At 71.7% G+C, this 16,726-nt stretch carries 16 protein-coding genes; 5 read left to right on the forward strand and 11 right to left on the reverse strand.

The annotated features are described in order from the left end of the window. Nucleotides 1-4: 4 nt before the first annotated feature. The 6 genes from gatC to ACWD4O_RS40570 form a co-directional block, all read right to left on the reverse strand. The gene (gatC, locus tag ACWD4O_RS40545) at nucleotides 5-301 is read right to left on the reverse strand and encodes an Asp-tRNA(Asn)/Glu-tRNA(Gln) amidotransferase subunit GatC (RefSeq protein ID WP_007384860.1); all 297 of its coding nucleotides are present in this window, start codon (nucleotides 299-301) and stop codon (nucleotides 5-7) included. A 247-nt stretch (nucleotides 302-548) separates the two neighbouring features. Continuing rightward, complete coding sequence (locus ACWD4O_RS40550) at nucleotides 549-2,825, reverse strand: putative bifunctional diguanylate cyclase/phosphodiesterase (RefSeq protein ID WP_451288057.1); 2,277 nt, start codon at nucleotides 2,823-2,825, stop codon at nucleotides 549-551. Nucleotides 2,826-3,095: 270 nt separating this feature from the next. Further along, entirely contained in the window at nucleotides 3,096-5,384 is a 2,289-nt protein-coding gene (gene ligA / locus ACWD4O_RS40555) for an NAD-dependent DNA ligase LigA (RefSeq protein WP_451288058.1), read from the reverse strand. A gap of 15 nt (nucleotides 5,385-5,399) precedes the next feature. Next, the gene (locus ACWD4O_RS40560; protein WP_451288059.1) at nucleotides 5,400-6,401 is read right to left on the reverse strand and encodes a methionine synthase; all 1,002 of its coding nucleotides are present in this window, start codon (nucleotides 6,399-6,401) and stop codon (nucleotides 5,400-5,402) included. A gap of 27 nt (nucleotides 6,402-6,428) precedes the next feature. Next, on the reverse strand, nucleotides 6,429-7,127 hold the full coding sequence (locus ACWD4O_RS40565; RefSeq protein ID WP_451288060.1) for an SDR family oxidoreductase: 699 nt from the start codon (nucleotides 7,125-7,127) through the stop codon (nucleotides 6,429-6,431). Nucleotides 7,128-7,145: 18 nt separating this feature from the next. Further along, entirely contained in the window at nucleotides 7,146-7,685 is a 540-nt protein-coding gene (locus ACWD4O_RS40570; RefSeq protein WP_451288061.1) for an LOG family protein, read from the reverse strand. A 50-nt stretch (nucleotides 7,686-7,735) separates the two neighbouring features. Here ACWD4O_RS40570 and ACWD4O_RS40575 point away from each other — a divergent pair, with 50 nt between their 5' ends. Then, a complete protein-coding gene (locus ACWD4O_RS40575) occupies nucleotides 7,736-8,071 on the forward strand; it encodes a DUF427 domain-containing protein (RefSeq protein ID WP_451288062.1) in 336 nt (111 codons plus the stop codon). Nucleotides 8,072-8,109: 38 nt separating this feature from the next. Then, nucleotides 8,110-8,895 carry an alpha/beta fold hydrolase gene (locus ACWD4O_RS40580; RefSeq protein ID WP_451288063.1) on the forward strand — a complete coding sequence of 262 codons (786 nt, stop codon included), beginning with the start codon at nucleotides 8,110-8,112 and terminating at the stop codon, nucleotides 8,893-8,895. Between the two features lie 45 nt (nucleotides 8,896-8,940). On the opposite strand, the gene mnmA is transcribed toward ACWD4O_RS40580, so the two are convergent. Continuing rightward, nucleotides 8,941-10,077 (reverse strand): tRNA 2-thiouridine(34) synthase MnmA, encoded by a 1,137-nt coding sequence (mnmA, locus tag ACWD4O_RS40585; RefSeq protein WP_451288064.1) that lies wholly within the window; start codon nucleotides 10,075-10,077, stop codon nucleotides 8,941-8,943. Nucleotides 10,078-10,159: 82 nt separating this feature from the next. On the opposite strand from mnmA, the gene ACWD4O_RS40590 reads away from it, so the two are divergent. Both ACWD4O_RS40590 and ACWD4O_RS40595 read left to right on the forward strand, forming a co-directional pair. Then, nucleotides 10,160-10,831 (forward strand): N-acetylmuramoyl-L-alanine amidase, encoded by a 672-nt coding sequence (locus tag ACWD4O_RS40590; protein ID WP_451288065.1) that lies wholly within the window; start codon nucleotides 10,160-10,162, stop codon nucleotides 10,829-10,831. Nucleotides 10,832-11,047: 216 nt separating this feature from the next. Next, nucleotides 11,048-12,631 carry a multicopper oxidase family protein gene (locus ACWD4O_RS40595; RefSeq protein ID WP_451288066.1) on the forward strand — a complete coding sequence of 528 codons (1,584 nt, stop codon included), beginning with the start codon at nucleotides 11,048-11,050 and terminating at the stop codon, nucleotides 12,629-12,631. A gap of 114 nt (nucleotides 12,632-12,745) precedes the next feature. Here the strand turns inward: ACWD4O_RS40595 and ACWD4O_RS40600 are convergent, their stop codons facing one another. The 4 genes from ACWD4O_RS40600 to ACWD4O_RS40615 form a co-directional block, all read right to left on the reverse strand. After that, nucleotides 12,746-13,912 carry an FG-GAP repeat domain-containing protein gene (locus ACWD4O_RS40600; protein ID WP_451288067.1) on the reverse strand — a complete coding sequence of 389 codons (1,167 nt, stop codon included), beginning with the start codon at nucleotides 13,910-13,912 and terminating at the stop codon, nucleotides 12,746-12,748. A 151-nt stretch (nucleotides 13,913-14,063) separates the two neighbouring features. Next, entirely contained in the window at nucleotides 14,064-15,227 is a 1,164-nt protein-coding gene (locus tag ACWD4O_RS40605; protein ID WP_451288068.1) for a cysteine desulfurase family protein, read from the reverse strand. A gap of 84 nt (nucleotides 15,228-15,311) precedes the next feature. Then, nucleotides 15,312-15,590: a DUF4190 domain-containing protein gene (locus ACWD4O_RS40610; RefSeq protein ID WP_451288069.1), complete on the reverse strand. Its 279-nt coding sequence runs from the start codon at nucleotides 15,588-15,590 to the stop codon at nucleotides 15,312-15,314. A gap of 118 nt (nucleotides 15,591-15,708) precedes the next feature. Beyond that, nucleotides 15,709-15,873: a hypothetical protein gene (locus ACWD4O_RS40615; RefSeq protein ID WP_451288070.1), complete on the reverse strand. Its 165-nt coding sequence runs from the start codon at nucleotides 15,871-15,873 to the stop codon at nucleotides 15,709-15,711. A gap of 144 nt (nucleotides 15,874-16,017) precedes the next feature. Between ACWD4O_RS40615 and ACWD4O_RS40620 the strand changes: the two genes are divergently transcribed. Next, nucleotides 16,018-16,644, forward strand: a complete 627-nt coding sequence (locus ACWD4O_RS40620) for a TetR family transcriptional regulator (protein WP_451288071.1) — start codon at nucleotides 16,018-16,020, stop codon at nucleotides 16,642-16,644. Nucleotides 16,645-16,726: the final 82 nt, after the last annotated feature.

Genomic DNA, 16,726 nt, shown 5'->3' on the forward strand with positions numbered 1-16,726 from the left:
GCGGTTAGTCCTCCCCCAGGATCTGCGGCACCTTGAAACGCTGCTGCTCCTGGGCCGGGGCGCCGGAGAGCGCCTGCTCGGGGGTGAGCGACGGACGGACCTCGTCCGCCCGCATGACGTTCGTCAGCGGGAGCGGGTGCGAGGTCGGCGGTACGTCTTGGTCGGCGACCTCGCTGACGCGGGCGACCGCGCCGATGATGTCGTCCAGCTGTCCCGCGAAGTGTTCGAGCTCTTCGGGCTTCAGCTCCAGACGCGCCAGCCGGGCGAGGTGGGCGACCTCCTCGCGCGTGATGCCAGGCATGCAGCGTTCCTCTGGGGTGAGTGAAGTGAGATGTGGTTTGGGGCCAATCCTAGGGGGCGGGGCCCTGAACCACTGACACGGTTCCTGGGGGCTGCCGCCCCCGGACCCCCGCTCCGGCCCTGGACGGGTCTCGTCCTCAAACGCCGGACGGGCTGAAAATCAGCCCCTCCGGCGTTTGAGGAGCGGGGTCTGGGGCGGAGCCCCAGAAGGATGGGACGGGTAAGGGCGGTGGGGGCGAAACAGCGGGCTACTCGTCGGTCGCCGCTGCTGGCAACGCCGCGCGAGGTCGCTGCCAGCCGCGCGACCCCCGTGCCCGCAGCCAGGCCGTCGTCTCCTCCGGGGGCATCGCCGCGGCCACCAGCCAGCCCTGGACGGCGTCACAGCCGAGGTCGCGCAGCCGCTCCCAGGTCTCGTCGTCCTCGACGCCCTCGGCGACCACCAGCAGGCCCAGGGAGTGCGCGAGGTCGACCGTGCAGCGCACGATCTCCGCGTCCTCGTTGTCGACGGCGAGGCGGGCCACGAACGAGCGGTCGATCTTCAGCTCGCTCACGGGCAGTCGGCGCAGATGCACCAGGGAGGAGTAGCCGGTGCCGAAGTCGTCCAGGGACATCTTCACGCCGTGGCCGGTCAGACCGTTGAGGGTGTCGGCGGCGCGCTGCGGGTCCTCCAGGAGGACGTGTTCCGTTATCTCCAGCTGGAGCGATCCCGCGGGCACTCCGTGCCGGGCCAGCCGCGCCGCGACCGACCCCGCGAAGCCGGGTGTGTGGACGTCACGAGGGGAGACGTTCACCGCGACCGGCACGTACAGCCCCTGCGCCCGCCACTTCGCGACCTGTCCGAGCGCGGTGTCCAGCACGTACTCCGTCAGATGGGGCATCAGCCCCGAGGACTCGGCGATCGCTATGAACTCGTCCGGCGGCACCTTCCCGCGCTCGGGGTGCACCCAGCGGACCAGGGCCTCCAGGCCCGCCACCTGCCCGTCGAAGCGGACCTTCGGCTGGTAGTGCAGCTGGACCTCGTGCGCGTCGAGCGCGCGCCGCAGGTCGCCCAGCAGGCCGAGCCGGTCGGGGGTGTTGGAGTCGCGCTTGGACTCGTACACCTCCACGCCCGTGCGGTCCCGTTTGGCCTGGTACATCGCCACGTCCGCCCGGCGCAGCAGGCCCTCCGCGTCGAGAGCGTGGTCGGGGAAGACGGCGACGCCGGCGCTCGCCTCCAGGACGAGGGTGAGCCCGTCGAGGTCGAGCGGCGAGCTGAGGTCGGAGACCAGGGCGCGGGCGATCCGGCTCGCCGAGGTCGTGGAGTCGGCGACGGGCAGTAACACGGCGAACTCGTCCCCGCCGAGCCGGGCGACCTCCGCCCCGCGCGGCAGGGCCAGCCGCAGCCGGTCGGCTATCTGGAGCAGCAGCCGGTCGCCCGCGAGATGGCCGAGGGTGTCGTTGACCGAGCGGAACCGGTCGAGGTCGATCAGCATCAGGGCGGCCCGGACGCCGATGCGCTCGGCGTCGTCCAGCGCGGTCCAGATGCGCTCCAGGAGCCACTGCCGGTTGGGCAGCCCGGTCAGCGGGTCGCGCAGTTGCTCCTCGGCGCGGGCCCGGGCTATCCACAGGGTGGAGTCGAGGGCGATGAGCGGGATGGCGAACAGCGGCAGCAGGATCGGCTTGGCCACGGCCACCACGCAGATCAGCGGGGCGATGCCCAGCAGGGCGACGGCGACGAGACCCTGTCTGACCAGGGCCGTCCGGGCGACGGTGGGCAGTCCGCCGGTGCGGGGGGCGTGCAGATACCAGAGCAGGACACGGGTGACGGCGAGGTAGGCGACGGCCACCAGGACCACCTGGGGGCCGGTGTAGACCGACCAGGTGTCGGGGGTCCAGGGGCGCTCGACGGACGGTATCCGGCCGCAGGCGGCCAGCAGCAGCGCGCCCGCGCCGATGCCGAGGATGTCCACCGCGCCGTGCAGGACGCCCTGCCGCCAGCGGTGGCGCCTGGCTATGCCGACCAGGACGACGACGGTGAGGCTGACCATGCCGGCCGGCACCCAGCCGTAGAGCAGCAGGACGGCGAGGGTGAGGGCGGCGCCGGAGCCGGTGCCGCCCCACCAGCGGGCGCGGCCCAGCAGGACCAGGTGGCCGACGATGACGCCGGCCAGCAGGGCCAGGGCCCAGCCGACCGTGCCGGACGGGAAGAGCGCGTGGTCGCCGGTGAAGGCGCGGTAGAAGCCGGCGCCGAGGGCGAAGGCGGCCGCCGCGACGACCGCCGCGGGCAGCGCGGGCCAGGACAGATGCCGGTCGGGTTCGGCGCCGGGCACGCCGGGGGGCAGTGCGGCGGAGGCGCGGTTCTCCAGGGAGGGGTGCGGTGTGGGCTGCGGAGCCGTGTGCGGTGCGGGGCGTGCGGGGCGGTGCGGGTACGCCTGCGCGCCCGGCGGTCGCTCGGAGCGCGCCGTCCGCCAACTCGCCCACCACACGCCGGCGACCCGGCGTCGGCGCACCGTCGAGTCCGCGGCGGCGCTCTCGGTCGGTTCCATTCCCGTCCCTCTCACAGCCGGCGGTGCCCACGCCACGCGGCCAGTTGCCCGACAACCCCGGGCGGCGCCGCGCTGGAAAACCCTTTCCCTTTGCTCCTCGGGAGCAGGGGGATGCCCCGACCGCAGCTGGGCACGGCAGGCGCACATCTCAACAGTAGGCCGCAGAAGGCTTCCACGGGCAGCGGTCGTCGACGGTTGCCCGAATGCGCCCCGGCCACCCGTATGCATCTGGTATGCGCCGATCGGGTGGCCTTCAACCGCTGCGCTTCGTTATTCCTCGATCGAGTTCTCGGCCGGTTCCGCGGTGGGCGCCTCGGCGGGCGCCCCCGTCGGCTCCACGGTCGACCCCTCGGTCGGTTCCTCGGTCGATTCGCCGGTCGGGAGGGCGACTTCGGCCGCCGCCTCGGGTCCTTGTTCCAGCAGGACGGTGAAACCGTCCTCGTCCAGCACCGGCACCTTCAGCTGCATCGCCTTGTCGTACTTCGATCCGGGATTGTCACCCACAACGACGAACGAGGTCTTCTTCGAAATGGAACCGGTCACTTTCGCCCCACGGCTCTGGAGGGCGTCCTTGGCGCGGTCGCGGGTGAAGTGTTCGAGGGTGCCGGTGACGACGACCGTCAGACCTTCCAGGGGCCGCGGGCCTTCGTCTTCCGCGGAGCTCTCCTCCTCCATGCGGACGCCGGCAGCCTTCCACTTGCGCAGGATCTCCTGGTGCCACTCCTCGGAGAACCACTCCTTCAGCGAGGCCGCGATGATGGCGCCGACGCCGTCGGTGCCCGCCAGCTCCTCCTCGGTGGCCTGCTCGATGCGCTCGATCGAGCGGAACTCACGGGCCAGCGCCTCGGCCGCGACGGGGCCGACATGACGGATCGACAGACCCGTGAGGATGCGGGCCAGCGGGCGTTCCTTGGCGGCCGCGATGGTCTCCAGCATGGCCAGCGCGTTCTTCTTCGGCTCGCCCTGCTGGTTGGCGAAGACCGTGGCGATCTTCTCCTCGCCCGTCTTCGGATCCCGCTTGGGCAGTCCGCTGTCCTGGTCGAGGACATACGCCTTGATGGGCAGCAGCTGCTCGATCGTCAGGGCGAACAGGTCGCCCTCGTCGAGCAGCGGCGGCTCCTGCGGCTCCAGCGGCTTGGTGAGGGCGGCCGCGGCCACGTACCCGAAGTGCTCGATGTCCAGGGCCTTGCGCCCGGCCAGGTAGAAGAGCCGCTCGCGCAACTGGGCGGGGCAGGTGCGGGCGTTGGGGCAGCGCAGATCGACGTCGCCCTCCTTCATCGGGCCCAGCGGGGTGCCGCACTCCGGGCACTCGGCCGGCATCACGAACTCGCGCTCGCTGCCGTCGCGCAGGTCGACGACCGGGCCGAGGATCTCCGGGATCACGTCACCGGCCTTGCGCAGCACCACCGTGTCGCCGATGAGGACGCCCTTGGCCTTGACCACGTCCTGGTTGTGCAGGGTGGCGAACTCGACCTCGGACCCGGCCACCGTCACCGGCTCGACCTGCGCGTAGGGCGTCACCCGGCCCGTGCGGCCGACGCCCACGCGGATGTTGACCAGCTTGGTGTTGACCTCTTCCGGCGCGTACTTGTAGGCGATCGCCCAGCGCGGCGCGCGGGCCGTGGAGCCGAGCCGCCCCTGGAGCCGGATCTCGTCGAGCTTGACGACGACCCCGTCGATCTCGTGCGCCACCGAGTGCCGGTTCTCGCCGTAGTACGCGATGAACTGCCGTACGCCGTCGAGGTCGCCGACCACCTTGTTGTGCGGGGAGGTGGGCAGGCCCCAGCCCTTGAGCAGGTCATAGGCCGCGGAGAGGCGGTCCATGCCCTCGTAGCCCTCCAGGGCGCCGATGCCGTGCACGACCATGTGCAGCGGGCGGGAGGCGGTGACCCGCGGGTCCTTCTGGCGCAGCGAACCGGCCGCCGCGTTGCGCGGGTTGGCGAAGGGCTTGTCGCCGGCCTCGACCAGCCGGGCGTTGAGCTCCTCGAACTTCTCCATCGGGAAGTAGACCTCGCCGCGGATCTCCACCAGCGACGGCACTCCGTCGCCCGCGAGACGGTCCGGGATCTCGGCGATGGTCCGCACGTTGGGCGTGATGTCCTCGCCGGTGCGGCCGTCGCCGCGGGTCGCCGCGCGCGTGAGCCTGCCGTTCTCATACGTGAGGTTGACGGCGAGGCCGTCGACCTTGAGCTCGCACAGGAAGTGGTAGGCGGAGGCGCCGACGTCCTTGTGGACGCGCTCGGCCCAGGCCGCGAGCTCCAGGTCGTCGAAGGCGTTGTCGAGCGACAGCATGCGCTCGCGGTGCTGGACGGCCGTGAACTCCGTCTCGTACGCGCCCGCGACCTTCTGGGTCGGCGAGTCGGGCGTGCGCAGCTCCGGGTACTCCTCCTCCAGCGCCTCCACGGCGCGCAGGATCCTGTCGAACTCCGCGTCGCTGACGACGGGAGCGTCCTTCACGTAGTACCGGAAGCGGTGCTCCTCGATCTGCTCAGCGAGCTGCGCGTGCTGCTCCCGTGCCTCGCTGGGCACCGTCGTCTCCGCTTGCCTGTCGCCGGCCACCGTGTTGTCCTCCCGTTACTCTGGGTTGTCCGCGAGGGATCTCGCCGCCCGGACGCAGTGGGCGAGGGCGTGGCGGGCGTACGCGGGGGAAGCCCCCGCGAGGCCGCACGACGGAGTGAGGGTGACGGCCTCCGCGAGCAGCCCCGGTCGCAGCCCCAGCCTGCGCCACAGCGTCCTGACACCCATGACGCTACCGGCAGGGTCTGACAATGCGGCATCCGTGCCGGGCACGACACCGACGAAGAGCCGGGTGCCGGCTTCCACCGCCTCCCCGATGATGTCGTCGTCACGCTCGGTGAGGAGCGAGAAGTCGAAGGAGACCGCCGCGGCGCCCGCCCGGCGCAGCAGGGCGAACGGGACGTCCGGTGCGCACGAGTGGACGACGACGGGGTCTTCGCCCTGCACCCCGACGACGTCCCGGAGCGTGGCCTCCACGGCCTGCCGGTCGACCGCGCGGTAGGTGCGGTAGCCGCTGGCGGTCTTCACATGGCCGCGGAGCACGGAGGTGAGGGAGGGTTCGTCGAGCTGGAGCACGAGCTGCGCGCCGGGCAGCCGGCGGCGTACCTCGGCGAGGTGCTGGCGCAGGCCCTCGGTGAGGGAGCCGGCGAGGTCGCGGCAGGCGCCGGGGTCGGAGAGGGCCGCCTCGCCGTTCTTCAGTTCCAGTGCGGAGGCGAGGGTCCAGGGCCCGACCGCCTGCACCTTCACCTGGCCTTCGTAGCCTTGCGTGAACTCCTCCAGCGCGTCGAGGTCCTCCCCCAGCCAGGACCGGGCCCGCTTGGTGTCCCGCCCGGGCCGGTCGCCGAGCCGCCAGCCGCTGGGCTCCACGCGCGCGTACAGCTCGACCAGCATCCCCGCCGTCCGGCCGATCATGTCGGCGCCGGGGCCGCGGGCCGGCAGCTCGGCCAGGAACGGGAAGTCCTCGAAGGACCCGGTGGCGGTCCTGGCGGCCTCGCGGGCGTCACCGCCCGGCAGGGAGCCGATGCCGGTGGCGGGGCCGAAACTGAAGTGTGGGTTCACGGGTGCAGCCTACGTAGCCTCGAGCCCTCAGCGACCCGGTCGTACCGTCAGGTCGTTGACCTCCGCGTCCCCGGGCAGGTCGATCGCCATCAGGATCGTCGTCGCCACCGACTCGGGGTCGATCCACTCCGCGGGGTCGTACTCCTTGCCCTCCTGCTGGTGGACCTTGGCCTGCATGGGGCTGGCGGTGCGGCCGGGGTAGACGGAGGTGACGCGTACGCCGTTGCCGTGCTCCTCGTGCCGCAGGGCGTCCGCGAGGGCCTTCAGGCCGTGCTTGGAGGCGGCGTAGGCGGACCAGTCGGCGCTCGCCCGCAGGCCCGCCCCGGAGTTCACGAAGACCACATGGCCGCGGGCGGTGCGGAGTTGGGGCAGGAAGTGCCGGGTCAGCTCGGCGGGCGCGATCAGGTTGACGTTGAGCTGGTGGCGCCAGGTCTTCGGGGTCAGGTCGCCCACCGCGCCGAGGTCGATCACGCCGGCGATGTGCAGCAGGGAGTCCACCCGGTCCGGCAGCGACTGGTGGGAGAAGGCCCAGCTCAGCTTGTCGGGATCGGCCAGGTCGCCGACCAGGGTGCGGGCCCCGGGGAACTGCGCCGCGAGCTCCTTCGCGCGGCCCGCGTCGCGCCCGTGCAGCACGAGTTCGTCCCCGCGCGCGTGCAGCCGACGGGCGACGGCGGCGCCGATGCCGGAGCCCGCTCCGGTGATCACATGAGTAGCCATGCCCGCCATGCTCGCATCACGGCGGGCCTACGCGACGCCCTGGCTCTGTTCCAGGTAGGTCAGCGCGCCCACCGGCTCCTCGGCGAAGAACACCAGGTCGGAGAGGGGGCGGGGCAGGAAGCCCTCGTCCTCCATGCGCCGGAACTGCTCCTGGAGGCCGTCGTAGAAGCCTGCCGTGTTCAGGAGCACGACCGGCTTGTCGGTGTGGCCGTGCTTCTTCAGCTCCAGGATCTCGGTGGCCTCGTCCAGCGTGCCCGTCCCGCCGACCATGACCACCACCGCGTCGGCCTTCTCCAGGAGCAGCCGCTTGCGTTCGGCGAGGTCGCGCGCGATGACCATCTCGTCGGCGCCGGGCCGCGCCTTGGCCGCCAGGAAGTCCACCGACACCCCGCACAGCCGGCCGCCCGCCTGCTGCACGCCGTCCGCGACCACCTTCATCAGGCCGACGTCCGAACCGCCCCACACCAGCGTGTGACCGCCCTTGCCCAGCAGTTCGGCGAACTCGCGCGCGGGGCGCGTGTAGCGGTCGTCGAGGTCGGCGGCGGAGAGGAAGACACAGATACGCATCCCGTCACCGTATCCGGGAAGAACGAGGCGCACGCCAGTGCTTTTCCGGCATGACTCATGGAGACACCCGAGGACACACGATCACCGTCGAGCAGGCCGACCGGCACATCAGGGTCGTCCACGCGGGCCATGTGCTGGCCGAGACCGACCGGGCCCTCGTGCTGCACGAGACCGGCTGTCCCGCGCGGTACTACATCCCCGAGGCGGACGTCCGCATGGACCTGCTGACCGCCTCCGACACGCACACCTACTGCCCCTTCAAGGGCACGGCCTCCTACTGGTCGCTGCCGGACGCGTCCGATCTGGTGTGGTCGTACCCCGACCCGAAGCCGGACGTCGCCGCGATCAGGAACCACCTCTGCTTCTACGAGGTGGAAGTGTCGTAGCCCGATGACCGCACCGCCGTGCGGCAGTCTGCACAGACATGGACAAGCAGACGATTTCCCGCGACGGCACCGAGCTCGCGTACACCAGCGCCGGACAGGGCCCCGCGGTCATCCTGGTGAGCGGGGCGATGTCCGCGGGCGGGACCGTGGCGCCCCTGGCCCGGCTGCTCGCGGACCGCTTCACCGTCCTCTGGTACGACCGCCGGGGCCGCGGCGGGAGCGGTGACACGGCGCCGTACGACGTGCGGCGCGAGGTCGAGGACCTGGCGGCCCTCGTCGACGCGGCGGGCGGCGAGGCGGCGCTCTACGGCATCTCGTCGGGCGGTGCACTGGTCCTGGAGGCGGCGGCGAGCGGGCTGCCGGTGCGCCGGGCGGCCGTGTACGAGACGCCGTTCGCCGTCGACGAGGAGGGCGTGCGGGAGCGCGCCGTGTACACGGCGAACCTCACCGAGGCACTCGCGCGCGGGCGGCGCGGGGACGCCGTCGAGCTGTTCCTGCGGCTGACGGGGCTGGCCGAGGAGATGATCCAGGGCGCGCGTCGATCGCCCATGTGGGAGGGCATGGAGGCCATCGCGCCGACCCTCGCCTACGACGACGCCGTCATGGCCGGCGGGGCGGTTCCTCGGGAGCGGCTGGCCTCGGTCGGCGTGCCGGTGCTGGCGGTGGCGGGCGACGCAAGTGCGCCGTGGCTGCGCGAGGCCGTGCGCGCCGTCGCGGACGCGGTCGGCGACGGCACGTACCTGACGCTCGAGGGCCAGACCCACATGGTGGATCCGACCGTTCTCGCGCCGGTGCTGGCGGAGTTCTTCGGGCAGCCGGACTGACGGCCGGAAGGCCGCCGGCCGCGGGGCCGGGGCCGAAGATCTTTTCTAGGCCACCCCGGCCGTCGCCCGCACCGTGGACGCGATCGTGGCGGAGCCCACCACGCGGGTGTCGTCGTAGAGCACGATCGCCTGGCCGGGGGCCACGCCCCGGACGGGCTCGGTGAACGTGACCTCCAGGCGGCCGTCGATCAGTTCCGCGGTCACCTCGGTCTCGCCGCCGTGGGCGCGCAGTTGGGCCGTGTAGACGCCGGGGCCGGTCGGGGCGGCGCCGCACCAGCGGGGCTTGATCGCGGTCAGCGCGCCGACGTCGAGGGAGGCGGCCGGGCCGACCGTCACGGTGTTGTTGACCGGGGAGATGTCGAGGACGTAGCGCGGCTTGCCGTCGGCGGCCGGGGTGCCGATGCGCAGGCCCTTGCGCTGGCCGATGGTGAAGCCGTACGCGCCGTCGTGGGTGCCGATCCTCGTGCCGGACTCGTCGACGATGTCGCCCTCGGCCCTGCCCAGCTTCTTCGCGAGGAAGCCCTGGGTGTCGCCGTCGGCGATGAAGCAGATGTCGTGGGAGTCGGGCTTCTTGGCGACGGCCAGGCCCCGCCGCTCGGCCTCCGCGCGGATCTCGTCCTTCGTCGTCAGGGTGTCGCCGAGGGGGAAGAGCGCATGGGCGAGCTGTCGGTCGTCGAGGACGCCGAGGACGTAGGACTGGTCCTTGGCCATGTCCGAGGCGCGGTGCAGTTCCCGGGTGCCGTCCTCCGCGAGGACCACCTTGGCGTAGTGGCCCGTGCACACCGCGTCGAAGCCCAGCGCGAGCGCCTTGTCGAGCAGCGCGGCGAACTTGATCTTCTCGTTGCAGCGCAGACACGGGTTGGGGGTGCGGCCGGCCTCGTACTCGGCGACGAAGTCGTCGACCACGTCCTCGCGGAAGCGGTCGGCGAGGTCCCACACGTAGAACGGGATGCCGATCACGTCGGCGGCGCGGCGGGCGTCGCGGGAGTCCTCGATGGTGCAACAGCCCCGCGCGCCCGTGCGGAAGGACTGCGGGTTCGCGGAGAGCGCGAGGTGCACGCCGGTCACGTCGTGGCCGGCTTCGGCGGCGCGGGCGGCGGCGACGGCGGAGTCGACCCCGCCGGACATGGCGGCGAGTACGCGAAGCGGGCGGGGGTGCTGCGAGGTCTCAGTCTCAGTCATAGCCCTTCCAGGGTACGGGGCGTCGGGAACCGGAGCCCGCGAGTATCCGTTGACGATCTCGAGGGGCGAGAAAGGACTGCACATGGGGGCGAGGAAGGGCGACTCCGACCGGCGGATCGGGCGGCGTGCCCTGCTGATCGGCGGAGCGGCGGCGGCCGTCGGCACGGGCGTGCTCGCGCGTGACGAACTGGCGCGGCTGTACTGGCGGCTGCCCGGTGTGCGCCGCCGGCGGGTCGAGGGCGCGGTCGACTACACGGGCGCGCGGTGGGTGGCGGCGTCGGAGGCGAACTTCCGCTGGGCGGACCGGCCGGACGACTTCGGGATCGACATGGTCGTCGTCCATGTCACACAGGGCGATCTGGCCAGCGCCGTGAAGGCGTTCGAGGACCCGGGGCACCAGGCCGCCGCGCACTACATCGTCGGCAAGGACGGGCACGTCACGCAGATGATCCGCGAGCTGGACGTGGCGTACCACGCGGGCAATCGCGCGTACAACGAGCGCAGTGTGGGCATCGAGCACGAGGGCTTCGTGGACCGGCCGCAGGACTTCACGGACGCGATGTACGCCGCGTCCGCCGTGCTGACCGCGGCGATCTGCCGGCGGTACGACATACCCGTCGACCGCGAGCACATCATCGGGCACGTGGAGGTGCCGGGGACGGATCACACCGACCCCGGTGAGCACTGGGACTGGGACCGGTATCTGCGGCTCGTCCGAGAGGCGCAGAAAAAGGCGCAGACCGTCTCCGGCTGATGAGCCACTGTGATACAGGTCACATGTACTCAATATCGTGAACAATTGATGAGAGCCGGCCGTCCGTTGTGTCCCACGCCCCGAAGATGACCTGCGGCCTGCCAACTTGGGCTTTTTTCAAGGAAGTTGTGGCGCACGGCGATCGCACAGAGTCCTCGGCTCGCTCCAAGGTTCAACTCAGTCTTTACATAGGCTTTAGCCCAAAGCTCCACGCTCATGACCCACACAACAGATCCCGCCCCCGGCGCGGGAGAGCAGAGCAAGGGCGCCCACGCGAGGAGCGGCCGGGGCCTTAAGGACGAGCACTCCAAGGAGACGAAGGGCCGGGGCGGCAAAGGCCTGCACCGGCGGAAGTTCCTCGGCGGAATGGCCGGGGTCGGGCTGGGGGCGGTCGGCGCGGCCGGCGCGACCTTCGCCCTGCTGACCGGCGCCAACAACAACAAGGCGTCCGCGGCGACGGCGGCCACCGGCACCCTCGTCATCCCGGACCTGCTGGAGGGCACCACGGCCGACGGCACCACCACCTACACCCTGACCGCCAAGACCGGCACCAACGAGGTGATCACCGGCGTCACCAGCACCACCGCCGGCTACAACGGGTCCTACCTCGGCCCGACCATGAAGTGGACCACCGGCACCACCGCTCTGCTGAACATCACCAACAGCCTGGGCGCGGAGACCACCGTGCACTTCCACGGCGCCCACATCCCGCCGAAGATGGACGGCGGCCCGCAGAACGCCTTCGCCGACGGCGAGACCTGGTCGCCCACCTTCGAGGTCAAGGACGAGGCCAAGACCCTCTGGTACCACCCGCACGCCCTCGGCACCACGGCCGAGCAGGTCGTGCACGGGCTGGCGGGCATGATCATCGTCGAGGACGACTCGGAGGTCTCGGCCGCCCTGCCGAGCGAGTACGGCGTCGACGACATCCCGATCATCCTGCAGTGTCTGGCGGTCGACAGCGCCGGCGACATCAAGTACGAGGCCGCCGGCTATCGCAGCTCCACCGTCAGCTTCCCGGTGCTGGTCAACGGCACCAACGTCGACGCCACGACCCTCGGCTTCACCGCGACCAAGAAGCGCACCCGCTTCCGGGTCCTGAACGCCTCCCCCGCCGACATCATGACCGTCCAGCGCGGCGACGGCGGCACGCTCACCCAGATCGCCACCGACCAGGGCTATCTCACCGAGCCCACCGAGGTGACCACGATCCGGCTGGTGGCCGGCGCCCGTGCCGAGTTCGTCCTCGACCTCGCGGACGCGGTCACGCTCCAGGCCGTCGTCACCACGGGCTGGATCCGGGGCGGCAGCGGCACGTACGACTTCCTGACGGTGACGCCGGAGGCCACCGACACGCCCGCCGATCTGCCGAGCACGCTCAACACCATCACCCGGTACGACACGAGCGACTTCGCCGCGCGGACGATCACCCTCGGCCAGGGCACCGGCGGGACCATGACGATCAACGGCAAGGTCGGCACCACCATGGCCGGGATGACGATGATCAGCACCACGCTGGACGCGGAGGAGGTGTGGACGATCACCAACAGCACGCAGTTGGAGCACTCGTTCCATCTGCACGACGTGCCGTTCCAGTTGATCGCGATCAACGGTGAGACGCCGACCGGCGTCAACCTCGGCTGGTTCGACACCTTCGAGGTGGTCGGCGGCGGCTCGATCAAGATCGCGATGAAGTTCACCGACTTCACCGACGACACGTACATGTACATGCTCCATTGCCATCTGCTCCAGCACGAGGACGAGGGAATGATGGCGTCCCTCATGGTCACGGCGAGTTAGGCGCTTCGCTTCAGCTCAGCCAGGCCTCATCAGCAGGCTGCCGCCGGCAGTGGAAGTGCCGGCGGCAGCCCCTGGCCCAGCGCACCCGGGCCAGGTTCATGGTGGTGGCGGCGGCTAGCAGGCGCCTGTGAACACGTCCACCTGCCCTCCGGTGCTGTTCGCCACCGCGAGGTCGCGTATCCCGTCGCCGTCCAGGTCGGCCGCCGTCGCGTCATAGGCGCCGGTGGCGGACAGTTCGGCGAGTTCGGTCAGTCCGCCACCGGCCGCGCCCTGGAAGAGGGTGACCGAGCCGCCCCGCAGAGAGGAGACCATCAGGTCGTCGACGCCGTCCCCGTCCAGATCGGCGGCGCCCACCGCGACCGGCAGCGCGGAGACGGCGTAGGTGGTCGCCGCGCCGAAGGTTCCGTCGCCGTCGCCGGGCAGCACGTCCAGAGCGTTGGTCCCGTTGCTCACCGTGGCCAGGTCGAGGGCGCCGTCCCCGTCGAAGTCGCCCTCGGCGAGGGAGTAGAGGCGGGAGGTCGCCGCGTACTCGGTCGAGGCGCCGAGGGCGCCCGTGCCGTCGCCGAGCAGGACGCTCACCCCCGCGCTGCCGACGCTGGCCGTGGCCACGTCCGGCGAGCCGTCGCCGTCGAAGTCGCCGACGACGATGCCGTGCGGCTGGCTGCCGGTGGCGGTCTGGCCCCGGTCGTCGAAGGAGCCGTCGCCCCGGCCGAGCAGCACGCGCACCGTGCTCGGGCCCTGCTCGACGACCACGAGATCGGGCGTGCCGTCGCCGTCCAGGTCACCGGTGGCCAGGGCCCGCGGCGATGCGCCGACGTCGATGGCGGAGGCGGCGCCGAAGGTGCCGTCCCCCTCGTTCAGCAGCACGCTGACCTGGGCGCCGCCGAAGTCGGCGAGCGCGAGGTCGGGACCGTTCGCGCCGTCGAAGTCGGCCACCACGGTCTGGTAGGGGCGGGTGCCGACCGGGTACGTCGTGCCCGTGGCGAAGGTCCCGTCGCCGTTGCCGAGCAGCACGGTCGCCGAGTCCGCGTCGAGGTTGGCGGCGACCACGTCGAGCACCCCGTCGCCGTCCAGGTCGGCGGCGACCACGTGCCGGGTCTGCGCGGCGGCCGTCCCGGAGGCGGCCAGCTGAACGTAGGAGAGGGGGCCCGCGCAGGAGGCGCTCACGGCCTGCGGACCCGCGGCGGCGGCCGGCGCCGCGGCCAGGGCGCCCAGGAGGAGCAGGGCGGCCGTGGCGGCGAAGGCGACGCGGCGGCGTTCACCCGATGGCACGAGGGTCATGGGAGGACCTTCTGTCGACAGCGGTGGCGGGAACCTGTGCCAGAAGGTAGACCAAGCGTCACCTACTGTCGACACCTAGCCACTAAATTGACAGGTGACCCTTATATTCGGGCCGAGTGTCGACACTAGACATCGCTGTCATGCCGCCGGACTACGTCAGCCCCGCCGCCCGCGCCCGCTCCACCACCGGACCGATGGCCGCCGCGACCGCCTCGACGTCGGCCTCGGTGGAGGTGTGGCCGAGCGAGAAGCGGAGGGTGCCGCGCGCCAGGTCGGGGTCGGTGCCGGTGGCCAGCAGGACATGGCTGGGCTGGGCGACCCCGGCGGTGCACGCGGAGCCGGTGGAGCACTCGATGCCCTGCGCGTCCAGCAACAGCAGCAGCGAGTCGCCCTCGCAGCCGGGGAAGGTGAAGTGGGCGTTGGCCGGCAGCCGGTCCACGGGGTCGCCGCCGAGGATCGCGTCCGGGACGGCCGTGCGGACCGCGTCGATCAGGGTGTCGCGCAGACTGCCGATCTCACGGGCGAACCACTCGCGCTGCTCGGCGGCGAGGCGTCCGGCGACGGCGAAGGAGGCGATCGCGGGGACGTCGAGGGTGCCGGAGCGGACATGGCGCTCCTGGCCGCCACCGTGCAGAACGGGCACGGGGGTGTACTCGCGGCCCAGCAGCAGGGCGCCGATGCCGTACGGGCCGCCGATCTTGTGGCCGGAGACGGTCATCGCGGCGAGGCCGGAGGCGGCGAAGTCGACGGGGACCTGGCCGAAGGCCTGGACCGCGTCGGCGTGCAGCGGGACGTCGAACTCCGCGGCCACGTCGGCCAGTTCACGGACCGGCAGGACCGTGCCGATCTCGTTGTTCGCCCACATGACGGTGGCCAGGGCCACGTCGTGGGGATTGCGGGCGACGGCCTCGCGCAGCGCGTCCGGGTGGACCCGCCCGTAGGAGTCGACCGGCAGGTACTCGACCGTGGCGCCCTCGTGCTCGCCCAGCCAGTGCACGGCGTCGAGGACCGCGTGGTGCTCGACGGGGCTGGCCAGGATGCGGGTGCGGGCCGGGTCGGCGTCGCGGCGGGACCAGTACAGGCCCTTGACCGCGAGGTTGTCGGCCTCGGTGCCGCCGGAGGTGATGACGACCTCGCTGGGGCGGGCGCCGAGCGCTTCCGCGAGGGTCTCACGTGCTTCCTCGACCGTGCGGCGGGCCCGTCGGCCGGCGGCGTGGAGCGAGGAGGCGTTGCCGGTGATGCTCAACTGCGCGGTGAGTGCCTCGACCGCCTCGGGGAGCATCGGCGTGGTCGCGGCGTGGTCGAGGTATGCCATGGTGGCCACGATTCTACGGGGGCCGTACAGAAGCCCTCGCTGCCAGGTCGGCCCGGACCGCGGCCGGGCGGTGCGCCGCGCGTCTCAGAAGTTCCAGGAGATCGTGGAGTCCGCCTGCATGAACGCCACCAGGACCAGCAGATCGGCGACGCCGAGGGCCAGGCCGAGGAAGGCGCGGCCACGACGGGCCGTGCCGCGCCACAGGGCGACCGTCGCGAGGACGATGGCGATGGGGCCGAGGAAGAGGTTGAGCACGAGCAGGCCCAGCAGGCCCAGGACGAAGGACGCGACGGCCATGCCGTCCGCGTCCCGGACGCCGGTGGGGCGGGCGGGGGTGGGGTTGGCCGGTGCGGTGAGTTGCATGGTCGTTCAGCTCCTGTCGATCGAGGGATCGGCTAGTGGGTGATCAGCGGTCGGGCAGCAGGCGTGCGGGCGGCCGGCGGGCGGCGGATGAGGCGGCCGGCGGGCGGTGAGTGGGCGCTCAGTGGGCCGAGGTCCGGCGGCGGCTGTGGCGCTCGCGCAGCGCGAAGATGCCGAGCCAGGCGGCGATCCCGGTGGCGGCGACGAGGGTGAAGGTGAACGACGCGTGGGCCACGGCGCCCATCACGACGCCGAACAGCAGCAGTGCGGCGACGAGGAACAGCATGGGATGAAACCCCCTCCGGGCGACTCTTCGGCCGCCTCTCGTTACGTTTCGGTGAACAGTTGTGGTTACAGTTGTTCACTGACCATTGAGTCTAGCGCGCCGCACGGCTTTGCAATTCCGGAGAACAGTTGTTAACTGGATGACATGAGTCACACCCTCGGCATCCGGCAGGCCCAGAAGCAGAAGACCCGGCAGGCGCTCCTGGACGCGGCGCTCGGGCTGCTGGAGGAGCAGAGCCTGAGCAGCCTGGGCCTGCGCGAGGTCACCCGGGCCGTCGGGGTCGCCCCCACCGCCTTCTACCGGCACTTCCGCTCGACGGCGGATCTGGGCGTGGCCCTCGTCGAGGAGGCACTGGGCAGCCTGCACCCGATGATCCGGACCGCCGTGACCACGGCCGACTCCAGCGAGGAACGCATCACCCGGGCCGTCGAACTGATAGACGGTCATGTGAGCGCGTCCCCCGCGCATGTCCGCTTCATCGCCCGCGAGCGACACGGCGGGGTCCAGCCGGTGCGGGAGGCGATCCGGGACCAACTGGGCCGGTTCGCCGAGGAGGTGCAGACCGAACTGGCCAAGGACGCCGAGGCCGAGGGCTGGAGCGAGGACGACATGTCGATGCTCTCGCACCTCTACGTCGATCAGATGCTCAGCACGGCCTCGCTGTTCCTGGAGGCGCTGGAGGCCTCGCCGGAGGAGCGGGAGCAGATCCGCCGGCGGGCGACCCGTCAGATGCGGCTCATCAGCATCGGCCGCCACCACTGGCGGGACTGACGGCCACTGGCACAAGGCGGTCGACACAGGGGCGGGGGGCGCGGGGTCGCCGGGGCCGCCCCCCGGGGGGGGTGGGGTGGAG

This window comes from Streptomyces sp. NPDC002623, from assembly GCF_053592635.1.

Excerpts from the sequence above, each read along its gene's own strand:
- gatC (WP_007384860.1), bottom strand. The coding sequence starts at position 301 with ATGCCTGGCATCACGCGCGAGGAGGTCGCCCACCTCGCCCGGCTGGCG.
- ACWD4O_RS40550 (WP_451288057.1), bottom strand. The coding sequence starts at position 2,825 with ATGGAACCGACCGAGAGCGCCGCCGCGGACTCGACGGTGCGCCGACGC.
- ACWD4O_RS40565 (WP_451288060.1), bottom strand. The coding sequence starts at position 7,127 with ATGGCGGGCATGGCTACTCATGTGATCACCGGAGCGGGCTCCGGCATC.
- ACWD4O_RS40570 (WP_451288061.1), bottom strand. The coding sequence starts at position 7,685 with ATGCGTATCTGTGTCTTCCTCTCCGCCGCCGACCTCGACGACCGCTAC.
- ACWD4O_RS40575 (WP_451288062.1), top strand. The coding sequence starts at position 7,736 with ATGACTCATGGAGACACCCGAGGACACACGATCACCGTCGAGCAGGCC.
- ACWD4O_RS40580 (WP_451288063.1), top strand. The coding sequence starts at position 8,110 with ATGGACAAGCAGACGATTTCCCGCGACGGCACCGAGCTCGCGTACACC.
- mnmA (WP_451288064.1), bottom strand. The coding sequence starts at position 10,077 with ATGACTGAGACTGAGACCTCGCAGCACCCCCGCCCGCTTCGCGTACTC.
- ACWD4O_RS40590 (WP_451288065.1), top strand. The coding sequence starts at position 10,160 with ATGGGGGCGAGGAAGGGCGACTCCGACCGGCGGATCGGGCGGCGTGCC.
- ACWD4O_RS40595 (WP_451288066.1), top strand. The coding sequence starts at position 11,048 with ATGACCCACACAACAGATCCCGCCCCCGGCGCGGGAGAGCAGAGCAAG.
- ACWD4O_RS40600 (WP_451288067.1), bottom strand. The coding sequence starts at position 13,912 with ATGACCCTCGTGCCATCGGGTGAACGCCGCCGCGTCGCCTTCGCCGCC.
- ACWD4O_RS40605 (WP_451288068.1), bottom strand. The coding sequence starts at position 15,227 with ATGGCATACCTCGACCACGCCGCGACCACGCCGATGCTCCCCGAGGCG.
- ACWD4O_RS40610 (WP_451288069.1), bottom strand. The coding sequence starts at position 15,590 with ATGCAACTCACCGCACCGGCCAACCCCACCCCCGCCCGCCCCACCGGC.
- ACWD4O_RS40615 (WP_451288070.1), bottom strand. The coding sequence starts at position 15,873 with ATGCTGTTCCTCGTCGCCGCACTGCTGCTGTTCGGCGTCGTGATGGGC.
- ACWD4O_RS40620 (WP_451288071.1), top strand. The coding sequence starts at position 16,018 with ATGAGTCACACCCTCGGCATCCGGCAGGCCCAGAAGCAGAAGACCCGG.